Origin of the sequence: Pseudoalteromonas sp. M8 (assembly GCF_018141365.1) — a bacterium.
Taxonomy (GTDB): domain Bacteria; phylum Pseudomonadota; class Gammaproteobacteria; order Enterobacterales; family Alteromonadaceae; genus Pseudoalteromonas.
Window position 1 is genome coordinate 872,235 of the sequence record NZ_CP047240.1, and the last position, 12,968, is coordinate 885,202.

At 45.0% G+C, this 12,968-nt stretch carries 1 protein-coding gene (only partly in view); it reads left to right on the forward strand.

Translation table 11 applies throughout. From position 1 onward, the window contains the following. Positions 1 to 12,968: the 5' portion of a non-ribosomal peptide synthetase gene (locus GSF13_RS08920; RefSeq protein WP_211867960.1), read on the forward strand. It continues 2,917 nt past the right edge of the window; the window shows 12,968 of its 15,885 coding nt (coding positions 1-12,968); its start codon is at positions 1 to 3; its stop codon lies beyond the right edge, outside the window.

The window sequence follows — 12,968 nt, forward strand, 5'->3', positions numbered from 1 at the left end:
ATGATGATGGATGGACAAAAGCAAGGCTCAACCTGCTACTTAGCGTTGAGTTTAACGCAGCGCGACATTTACTTGGACCAACAACAGTATCTTGAGCACCCACTATATAATGTTGGTGGCTATATTAAGTTGGGAGCGATTGACGAAAGTCGGATTAAAGCAGCTCATGAAAAGCTAGTCATAAATCATGAAATATTTGGAATGAGAGTGCGCCAGAGTGAAAGCGGCATATCTCAGTATTTTAGTGACTCTAGATTTACTAATTTAGAAGTACTCGACTTTTCGGCCTACTCAACTCCTCTTGAGCATGCCACAGTTTGGCTGCAGCAGCGTTTTGCAGAAGCGTTTCAGCTTGAAGAGCAGCCGTTATACGATGCCTATTTGGTCAAGCTTTCCGTGAATGAATACTGGTATGTAGCGATTGCTCATCATGTCATGATGGACGGTTGGGGATTTGCAAACTGGGCTGATTTATTGAGCCAGTATTATCGTGGTCAAGACCCACAACATCAATCAAAGATGGGGCTCTGGGCTGAAATTGTCGCAGACGACGAAAATTATGTAGCAAGTTTAAAGTATCAAAGAGATCGAGAATTTTGGCTTGAACAGGGAATAACGCCTCAAGCACGAGTTTTTAACCGTATTCATAAAGAAAGCTGGCGTCAACAACATACACCGAGTAACCGAATACAACTTGATATTCCTACGCAGTTACACAAAAGCATGGTTGCTCGAGCTAAAGCATGGGGAGTGAGTGTTGCTCAATTGGTATTAGCTGGAGTAAGCATCTATTTTTCCAAAGCTTACCAATTAACGGAATTGAACATAGGGTTATCTTTTCATAACCGTAACGGTGCTAAACAAAAGCGGATGCTGGGGGCTTTTACCAGTATCAGTCCAACAACACTTAATTGCGCAGGTGAGAAGTCGTTGCTGGAGTTAGTCAAAGATATCGCAAATCGGCAGAAAAAGTGCTTTCGACATCAGCGTTTTCCCTTCGGGCACTTGGTCAATGCATTGGGTAGTTCAGGCAAAGAAAATCAACTATTTGATATTGCCTTTAACTATTTAAAATTGGATAGCTCCCTGAATTTTGAAAATGGTACCGAGTCTCTTGAGTATGTATCACATCTACATGAAATAACTCCAGTTACGGTGACTTATTGGGAGTATGGTGAGGAACTATCACCAGCGTTAATGCTTGATCATAACCTTGCTTATTTCAATGAAATTGAAGGCACTCAGTTGTTAGAAAGGCTAATGGTCGTGATGCAAGAGATCACCTTACAAAGTGCTGAAACTCCAGTTTCTGATATTGAGATTCTCTCTGCTGAAGATCAGCAAAGGTTCGCGCTGCTAAAAAATACACCGATTGACGAGTTAGATACCGAGCAAGCCTTACTACATCAGCAAATCGCTTTGCATAGCAACAACCTTGCTGCGCGGACGGCTGTGATTGCAGCAGATCAAACGATTAGCTACGCCGAACTTGAGCGTCGTGCAGATGCAATGGCCCAACATTTGTTAATGTTAGGTGTGAAAAGACAAGACCGAGTGTTAGTTTACCAGCAACGCAGTATAGCACTTATTGTCAATATACTGGCGATTATGAAGGTGGCAGCTGTCTATGTACCATGTGATATGGCCCTTCCTCTAGCGCGTCTTCAAGTTATGGTTGCTGATGCCGACCCAGTGTTGTGCTTATCCGACAATGCAGGGCTTGCTAACTTAAAAAATCAAAATAACCAAAGCCTTGGTTGCACCGTCATCAACAGCGATGATCTGACGCTTGAACAATACGAATATCAGCAAGTCTCTATCCCTACTAAGTCAGACGATTTAGCTTATCTCATGTATACCTCAGGCTCCACCGGCAAACCAAAAGGGGTGATGGTTGAATATCGCCAGCTAGCAGCATTTATCCTGCCATTACAGCACAAATATTCCATGACTGCGGGTAAGCGAGTATTACAATTTGCTTCATTGAGCTTTGATACAGCAATAGAAGAAATCTTTGTCGCCTTGGTACATGGTGGAACTTTAGTGTTACGTAGTGAAACCTGCTTGGGAAGTGCTGATGCTTTTTGGCAATTTTGTCAAAAGTACGAAATTAACTTGCTTAGTTTACCGACCGCGTTTTGGCATCGACTTGCAGTCGAGCTTGATGGTCAGATACCGAGTTGTATTGAGCTTATTATTTTAGGTGGTGAAGCGTTAGCGGTAGATAAAGTCAGAAAATGGCTAAATGAAACGAATACTACAGCTCGGCTAATCAATTCCTATGGGCCCACAGAAACAACGGTTTCAGCCTGTTGTTTTGAGATTGAGAAAAATGGAGATATCCAAGATAGGGTACCAATAGGTCGTGCAGATCCCAACACTCAACTGTACATTCTAGACTCAAAGCAACGTCCGCTTCCATTTGGAGTACCTGGAGAAATATACATTGGAGGAAGTAAAGTTACGCGCGGATACTGGCAACGTCCGGATCTAACGGCACGAACGTTTTTCGCAGATCCTTGGCAAAATCAACTCGACGCAAGAATGTATAAATCCGGAGATATAGGTCGTTTTAGAAGTGATGGGAACATTGAATATTTAGGGCGTAATAATAAGCAAGTTAAAATCCGTGGTCACCGAGTTGAACTTGGAGAAATTGAAAATCATATTAAACAGATAAGTGGTGTCGACTCGGTTATCGTCGTACTCGATTCCTCAGCCTCTGAAGCTCAGCTTAATGCCTATGTTAAAGCTGTGGATAACAAAACCGAAGAATTATTGGCGCAGATTAAACGCGCATTAGCATTGGAACTACCCAGCTATATGATACCAAGTGGTTTTATGTTGCTGGAACAGTGGCCGATTTCAGCAAATGGCAAAATAGATCTGAAAGCGCTCCCACAAATCGCCTTGTGTGATGGTGTTAACTCAAAGATGAGCCTGAGCGAAATGGAGTTGCGTGTGGCTTCGATATGGTCAAAGCTGTTAAATGTTTCTATTGCCAAGTTAGCGCCAGAAAGCGACTTTTTTGCTTTGGGTGGGCATTCCTTGCTGGCGGTCAGCATGCTCTCGGGATTAAAGCGCGAGTTTAAAGTTGATATTAACTTGGCGACTTTATTCAGAGCTTCAACGATTGCCGCTTTAACTGAGCAGCTAAATGCTGCGAGCCAAGCGACTGAAAACCTCACAACAATATTGCCTCAACCTTCTGCTGAGCGTTACCCCCTGTCAATGGCCCAGTTAAGGCTGTGGTCACTGGATCAGCTACAAGGTGGTAGTTGTGAATACAACATGCTAGCTGCTTTTGAGTTTTCTGAACATATCGATATTCATAGCTTGAATAAAGCCTTGATTGCTTTGGCGACGCAGCATGAGATCCTACGTACTAACCTAGTTCAAGATGGCTCCTCTGTAGTTCAAGTTATTTCTGCTCCCCGAGATGACTACATAAGAGTGATTGATTACTCCCAGCTTACAGCGCGAGATTATCAATTAGCTCGACAAAGGTATATTCAAGAACAACAGGAATATAATTTTGAACTCGGCCGTGACACACTTTTTAACGTGGATGTATTGCTGCAAAGTGGTGTTGGTGATGACAAAGTAAAGTCAGGCACTTTAGTGATAAATTTACATCACATTATCGCTGACGGTTGGTCAGTGGAGATTTTTTGTCAAGCACTTGCAACTGCATACCAGTTAGCATTGCAGAAAAAAGAAGTAAAACTACCAGAGCTGCCAATTCAATATAAAGATTACGCATTGTGGCAACGAGATAGAGAAAATAGCGACGAATTGGCTCAGCAATATAATTATTGGCAAAGCCAGCTTGCCCACTTGCCAACAACTGCATATCTAAACGTTTCCAAACGAGCAGAGCAACGAGGTCAGCAAGGTCAATATTCTAGTCGTATTTCTGACGCTTTAAAGCGACCTTTGGAAGCGCAATTAAAAGATAATCAAATGACCCCATTTATGCTAGTTCATGGGGTTCTGGCTTTGTTATTAGCACGTCATAGCAATAGTACCGACATTGTTGTGGGTACGGCGGCTGCAAATCGTCTTACCTTAGAAACTCAAGGTCTAATAGGTTTCTTTGTCAATATCTTGGTGTTGAGAACTCAGGTAGAGGATACGCTACTTACCGATTTCTTCGCCCAAATAAAAGATGTTAACAGGCAAGCGCAAGCCAACCAAGAGGCCTCTTACGAGGAACTGGTGAGACGTTTAGCTCCAGAGCAAGGGCGTAATTTATTTCAAATAATGCTGACGCAACAACAAGATTTTGAGCAGGGGATTGCTCCTGAGCAGCTGTTCTTATCTGGAACAAACTTATCCTTACTTCAGCTACATCAAAGTAAAGCAAAGTTTGATCTGCACTTAGAGTTTAGCTTTGATCACAAAACGCTATGTCTTAATTGGTATTACGATCAGAACTGTTTTGACCATGCCTTAATTGAGAGCTTAGATCAACACTTTTGGCAGCTTTTGAGAAGCCTGCTAAGCAACCATGAGGGCAGTACTGCTCAGCTTGAGATGTTAACTCAGTCCGAGCAAGACTATTTAATCCATACTTTAAACCAAGCCCAAATCCCTTACCCAATAAATCAATCAGTATCACAACGCTTTGAATCCATTGCGCTGAAATATGCGGATAAAGTGGCTGTCATTGCAAAGAATAAAAAATATAGTTATGAAGAGTTAAACCACCTAGCAAATCAGTTCGCTCACACTCTAGTTGAAAAGTATAACGTTACATCAGGAATGCTAGTTGGCTTACATGTATCTCGTAGCGTAGAAATGCTAGTTTCGATGTTGGCAATACTGAAAGTTGGAGGCGCCTATGTACCTCTTGATAGTAATCAACCACAACAGCGACTTGAGAATATTGTAACTGATGCTCAGTTGTCGCTTGTGATAACTGAACCAAGTCTTAGCAGTACACTCACATTTTTCCAAGGTACTAAGCTGCTACTCTGTGATGGTTATATGGAAAGATTGATTGATACCGCTAAGCTGCTGAGCAAGCCCGCAATATCTACTCCTCCTGAGCAAGTAGCTTATGTTATTTACACATCTGGGTCGACAGGTAAGCCAAAAGGTGTTTTAACCTCACAGCAAGGGATTTTACGCTTAGTTTGTGACGCCGAGTATTTTCCACTTAATTCAATGACACAGGTATTGCACTGTGCAAACATTGCTTTTGACGCAGCAACATTCGAAATTTGGGGACCGCTACTTAACGGTGGAACCTGCGTTGTTTACCCTGAAAAATTTGTCACTCCTGAGCAAATAAATCAACAGTTAGCGCTTTGGCAGATCAATACCTTGTGGTTGACCGCTGGTTTGTTCAGCCAATGGGCTCAGTCTCTTCCCGAACATCACACTCTTGAGAATGTCATCGCAGGTGGTGATGTGTTAGATGTTGCTGCTGTAAAGTTATGTCAACAGAAGTTGCCTGAAGTTCAGCTCTGGAATGGTTATGGCCCAACGGAAAATACGACATTTACAACATGTCATTTGATTAATGAAGTAGCTCCTACCTCAATTCCTATCGGCAAGGCATTACCTGGAGATCATGTCTATATTTTGCAGGGGGATAGACTCGCTCCTTTTGGTGCGGAAGGGGAACTATGTGTTGGTGGGCATGGACTTGCGCTAGGATACTTAAATCAGGATGAGATGACTCGTGAACGGTTTGTGGAGAATCCATTTTATTCTGAGGGTAGCACTCTTCCACGAATGATCTACCGCACGGGCGATTATGTTCGTTATATTAGCCCAGGCGTAATGGCATTTATTGGGCGTGTAGATCAGCAAGTTAAAATTCGTGGATTCCGCGTAGAGCTGGATGAAGTCCGAAGTTGTCTTAACCAATTCAACGGTGTAGCGAGTAGTTTGGTGGTGTTACAGCAAGGCGCTATTGATAAACAGCTTGTTGCATATGTTCAGCCCATCAACGACACCGATAAACAATTAGTAGAGTTACTTCGGGTACACTTGCAGCAACAATTGCCCAGTTATATGGTGCCTGAAGCTATCGTTATTGTTGCTGATTGGCCTTTAACTCAAAATGGCAAGATAGATCGTGAGCGATTACCAAAGCCAAAACCACAGATACAGACTACACAACCGCCAATAACACCTACAGAAATTGCGTTAGCTGAATTATGGGCTGATAAGCTAGGTATTGTGTGTGAAGCTGTTGGCCGAGATAGCAGCTTTTTCGGTTTGGGTGGGCACTCACTTTCTTTGATAAAAATGGCAACAGCCGTTGCTACCTACTTTAATATTGACTTCTCTGCAGCTCAAGCATATCAATTCAGCACGCTTAGCTCGTTAGCCCAGTTTATTGATAGTGCAGCCCTTGGTGTTAATAAAGCCATAATAATTGAGCCCAGAGATAGTTCAGAGCCGGCGGCTTTGTCATATGCACAACAGCGTTTGTGGTTTATTGAACAGATGCAACCTGGCAGTGCGCATTATGTGATGAGTTCAACATTACAGCTGCGAGGAGTAATAGCAGCTGACTATATAGAGCAGGCATTACAAGGCATTATTGCACGGCATGATATATTGCGAAGCCGTTTCATAAGCCATGAAGGTGAGCCTAGGCAAGTCGTGGAAAGTGAGGTCAGGTTTGTCTTACAGCATTACGATTTAACATCACTAGCGCCTGCAACACAGCAGCATAAGATACAGACACTACAAGCAGAAGAAGGACAGCGAGGTTTTGACCTAACAGCAGGGCAACTATTTAGAGCGAGTTTGGTCAGGCAAAGTGCAACGGAAGCGGTGCTGATGATCAGTCTTCATCACATCATCGCAGATGGTTGGTCGGTAGAGATATTGCATCGAGAGTTTGCGGCACTTTATCAAGGATTGCAAAGAGGGGAGGCCGCGGTACTTCCTCCTTTAGCAATTCAGTATAGTGATTATGCTGATTGGCAGCAGCAACAGGGTAAAGAAGTACTACAACCCAGTGTCGATTACTGGTTGGAACAATTAACTGACTTACCCCAGCGCCATGACTTACCTTGTGACGGAGCACGCCCGACAAGTCAATCCTTTGCCTGCAAACAGGTTGGCACTGTGCTTTTGGCACAACAGGCAGAGCAGCTCAAAACCTTTGCACAGCAGCAAGAAATGACGCTATTTATGCTGTTACATGGCGCCTTGGGAATGCTATTGAGCCGCCACAGTAACAATCGCGATATCGTTATCGGTAGCCCAGTGGCCAATCGTTTATCATCCCAAGTAGAGCCATTAATTGGATGCTTTATTAATAATGTTGTTCTGCGGCTAGATTGTCATGGGGAGCAGTCGGTAGCTGATTTTTGTCAGCAAATCCGAGCCGTAAATCAGGATGCACAAGCACATCAGGCTGTGCCTTTTGAGAAGTTGGTTGAGCAATTGCAAACTGAGCGTAGTCAAGCGCACGCGCCGTTGTTCCAAATCATGTTGAATTTACACAGCCAACGTCAGGCGAGTTTGGATCTTGCTGACATCACTATAACTGAGTGCCAGCCAGAAGCACTCTTTAGTGAATATGATTTAACCTTTAATGCCTTTTGGCAAGACTCCGAACTGGTTATTAATCTTGTTTATAACCAACAACTCTTTAGTGAGTCACGTGCGAATACCTTGTTGGTGCACTTAGCGCGATTGCTCATGGCTTTAGTCCACGCCCCTGTGGAGCAAAATATTGGCCTGTTGTCATTATTAACAGAGCACGAGCAAGCTGATCTTATCCGGCAAGGACAAGGACCTTATAGTCACATTCCACAGCAGACGGTAATAACCCTGCTACAGCAGGCGGGTCAATGCCACCCGAATGCAATAGCGGTACGCTGCCTTGAGCAACAGCTTGACTATAAGCAATTGTTTGAACATGCGAAACATATTGCACAAGGGCTTCGGCAGGTTGGTGTGAAACGAGGTCAACGGGTGGGGGTTTGTTTACCACGCACCATCATGTTATTGCCCACTTTACTTGGGGTGTGGCAAGTTGGCGCAGCCTATGTTCCATTAGACCCAGAGTATCCGAGTGCACGCTTAACGCACATGATTAACGATAGCGGAGCATGCCTTGTAATTAGTGAGTCTTCGGTCTGTGAACAACTGCCAAGCACAGTGCCATATTATGATGTTGAACAGCTACTTAGTTGTGCAGGGTCGTTAGAGTGGGAAGCGGAGCGTCTTGAAAGTGGAGCATGCGCTTATGTTATTTATACGTCAGGCTCCACAGGCCAACCTAAAGGCGTGATGGTAAGCCATCATAATGTCGTGAATTTTTTAACGGCAATGGCAGAGTTATTGAACGCGAGTTCAGATACTAAGTTACTTGCGGTGACTCCCATTAGCTTTGATATTCATGTACTAGAGTTGTTTCTACCTTTGTTAGTTGGGGGGACGGTACACTTAGCGGATAATGCGATGCGGCGGGACCCGGGAGCGTTGATTTCACGCTTACACCGAGGTGATATCAATATGATGCAGGCAACCCCCGCAAGCTGGAAAATGTTACTGGCGGAAGGGCGCTGGCAGCCCATATCAGGTTTAACAATTTTATGTGGCGGGGAAGCACTTGATAATCACCTCAGTAAAGCATTGCAGGCGCAAGGTGAGGTTTTATGGAACTTATATGGGCCGACGGAAACGACAGTTTGGTCAGCAGCCAGTAAAGTAACTTCCGAGCAAGTGACAGTTGGTCGGGCAATTGCAAACACTCAACTTTATGTGCTGAGTGATAGTTATCAACTACAACCGCATGGCTGTACTGGAGAATTATATATAGGTGGAGAGGGAGTCAGCTTAGGTTATCTCGGCCAAGAGGCGTTAACTGCGACTCGCTTTATTACAGGAATTGCCCCAGACGGCACAGCACGACCATTATATCGGACGGGAGACTTGGCCAGATTGACGGTGTCAGGTGAGTTTGAAGTGATTGGTCGGGCCGATCACCAGGTTAAAGTGCGTGGTCACCGCATTGAATTAGGGGAAATAGAGCAGCAATTATTAGCGCTACCAAGTGTTAGAGAAGCGGTGGTGCTGGTAGTGGGCGAAGAGGAGCAGAGCCGTTTAGTTGCCTATATTGTCAGTGACAAAGAAGACAGTCATGGTGACATACAGCAGCAATTGGCGACTGTCTTACCGGAATACATGGTACCAAAACAGGTCGTGACATTACCGCGTTTACCATTGACGCCAAACGGTAAAGTGGACCGCAGTGCGCTACCTAGTCCACATCAGCAAGCAACGAAACGAATAACTGCGACAAGTCAAACAGAGCGACGATTGGTACAAATATGTGCTGAATTGTTGGGGATAGAAGCGGGGGATATCGGTCTAGAGCAACACTTTTTTGCGCTAGGTGGGCATTCCTTATTAAGTGTAAAGCTACAAGCTGAGATCCGCTCAACGTTTGCAGTAGAGCTAGGTTTAGGCGACATATTTGCTCAGCCAGACTTAGTTAGCCTAGCGGCAACAATAGACGCAGCGGAACACTCACAACAAACATTGATCACAAAACGAAGCAGTTCAGAGCCGGCGGCTTTGTCATATGCACAACAGCGTTTGTGGTTTATTGAACAGATGCAACCTGGCAGTGCGCATTATGTGATGAGTTCAACATTACAGCTGCGAGGAGTAATAGCAGCTGACTATATAGAACAGGCATTACAAGGCATTATTGCACGGCATGATATATTGCGAAGCCGTTTCATAAGCCATGAAGGTGAGCCTAGGCAAGTCGTGGAAAGTGAGGTCAGGTTTGTCTTACAGCATTACGATTTAACATCACTAGCGCCTGCAACACAGCAGCATAAGATACAGACACTACAAGCAGAAGAAGGACAGCGAGGTTTTGACCTAACAGCAGGGCAACTATTTAGAGCGAGTTTGGTCAGGCAAAGTGCAACGGAAGCGGTGCTGATGATCAGTCTTCATCACATCATCGCAGATGGTTGGTCGGTAGAGATATTGCATCGAGAGTTTGCGGCACTTTATCAAGGATTGCAAAGAGGGGAGGCCGCGGTACTTCCTCCTTTAGCAATTCAGTATAGTGATTATGCTGATTGGCAGCAGCAACAGGGTAAAGAAGTACTACAACCCAGTGTCGATTACTGGTTGGAACAATTAACTGACTTACCCCAGCGCCATGACTTACCTTGTGACGGAGCACGCCCGACAAGTCAATCCTTTGCCTGCAAACAGGTTGGCACTGTGCTTTTGGCACAACAGGCAGAGCAGCTCAAAACCTTTGCACAGCAGCAAGAAATGACGCTATTTATGCTGTTACATGGCGCCTTGGGAATGCTATTGAGCCGCCACAGTAACAATCGCGATATCGTTATCGGTAGCCCAGTGGCCAATCGTTTATCATCCCAAGTAGAGCCATTAATTGGATGCTTTATTAATAATGTTGTTCTGCGGCTAGATTGTCATGGGGAGCAGTCGGTAGCTGATTTTTGTCAGCAAATCCGAGCCGTAAATCAGGATGCACAAGCACATCAGGCTGTGCCTTTTGAGAAGTTGGTTGAGCAATTGCAAACTGAGCGTAGTCAAGCGCACGCGCCGTTGTTCCAAATCATGTTGAATTTACACAGCCAACGTCAGGCGAGTTTGGATCTTGCTGACATCACTATAACTGAGTGCCAGCCAGAAGCACTCTTTAGTGAATATGATTTAACCTTTAATGCCTTTTGGCAAGACTCCGAACTGGTTATTAATCTTGTTTATAACCAACAACTCTTTAGTGAGTCACGTGCGAATACCTTGTTGGTGCACTTAGCGCGATTGCTCATGGCTTTAGTCCACGCCCCTGTGGAGCAAAATATTGGCCTGTTGTCATTATTAACAGAGCACGAGCAAGCTGATCTTATCCGGCAAGGACAAGGACCTTATAGTCACATTCCACAGCAGACGGTAATAACCCTGCTACAGCAGGCGGGTCAATGCCACCCGAATGCAATAGCGGTACGCTGCCTTGAGCAACAGCTTGACTATAAGCAATTGTTTGAACATGCGAAACATATTGCACAAGGGCTTCGGCAGGTTGGTGTGAAACGAGGTCAACGGGTGGGGGTTTGTTTACCACGCACCATCATGTTATTGCCCACTTTACTTGGGGTGTGGCAAGTTGGCGCAGCCTATGTTCCATTAGACCCAGAGTATCCGAGTGCACGCTTAACGCACATGATTAACGATAGCGGAGCATGCCTTGTAATTAGTGAGTCTTCGGTCTGTGAACAACTGCCAAGCACAGTGCCATATTATGATGTTGAACAGCTACTTAGTTGTGCAGGGTCGTTAGAGTGGGAAGCGGAGCGTCTTGAAAGTGGAGCATGCGCTTATGTTATTTATACGTCAGGCTCCACAGGCCAACCTAAAGGCGTGATGGTAAGCCATCATAATGTCGTGAATTTTTTAACGGCAATGGCAGAGTTATTGAACGCGAGTTCAGATACTAAGTTACTTGCGGTGACTCCCATTAGCTTTGATATTCATGTACTAGAGTTGTTTCTACCTTTGTTAGTTGGGGGGACGGTACACTTAGCGGATAATGCGATGCGGCGGGACCCGGGAGCGTTGATTTCACGCTTACACCGAGGTGATATCAATATGATGCAGGCAACCCCCGCAAGCTGGAAAATGTTACTGGCGGAAGGGCGCTGGCAGCCCATATCAGGTTTAACAATTTTATGTGGCGGGGAAGCACTTGATAATCACCTCAGTAAAGCATTGCAGGCGCAAGGTGAGGTTTTATGGAACTTATATGGGCCGACGGAAACGACAGTTTGGTCAGCAGCCAGTAAAGTAACTTCCGAGCAAGTGACAGTTGGTCGGGCAATTGCAAACACTCAACTTTATGTGCTGAGTGATAGTTATCAACTACAACCGCATGGCTGTACTGGAGAATTATATATAGGTGGAGAGGGAGTCAGCTTAGGTTATCTCGGCCAAGAGGCGTTAACTGCGACTCGCTTTATTACAGGAATTGCCCCAGACGGCACAGCACGACCATTATATCGGACGGGAGACTTGGCCAGATTGACGGTGTCAGGTGAGTTTGAAGTGATTGGTCGGGCCGATCACCAGGTTAAAGTGCGTGGTCACCGCATTGAATTAGGGGAAATAGAGCAGCAATTATTAGCGCTACCAAGTGTTAGAGAAGCGGTGGTGCTGGTAGTGGGCGAAGAGGAGCAGAGCCGTTTAGTTGCCTATATTGTCAGTGACAAAGAAGACAGTCATGGTGACATACAGCAGCAATTGGCGACTGTCTTACCGGAATACATGGTACCAAAACAGGTCGTGACATTACCGCGTTTACCATTGACGCCAAACGGTAAAGTGGACCGCAGTGCGCTACCTAGTCCACATCAGCAAGCAACGAAACGAATAACTGCGACAAGTCAAACAGAGCGACGATTGGTACAAATATGTGCTGAATTGTTGGGGATAGAAGCGGGGGATATCGGTCTAGAGCAACACTTTTTTGCGCTAGGTGGGCATTCCTTATTAAGTGTAAAGCTACAAGCTGAGATCCGCTCAACGTTTGCAGTAGAGCTAGGTTTAGGCGACATATTTGCTCAGCCAGACTTAGTTAGCCTAGCGGCAACAATAGACGCAGCGGAACACTCACAACAAACATTGATCACAAAACGAAGCAGTTCAGAGCCGGCGGCTTTGTCATATGCACAACAGCGTTTGTGGTTTATTGAACAGATGCAACCTGGCAGTGCGCATTATGTGATGAGTTCAACATTACAGCTGCGAGGAGTAATAGCAGCTGACTATATAGAACAGGCATTACAAGGCATTATTGCACGGCATGATATATTGCGAAGCCGTTTCATAAGCCATGAAGGTGAGCCTCGGCAAGTCGTGGAAAGTGAGGTCAGGTTTGTCTTACAGCATTACGATTTAACATCACTAGCGCCTGCAACACAGCAGCATAAGATACAGAC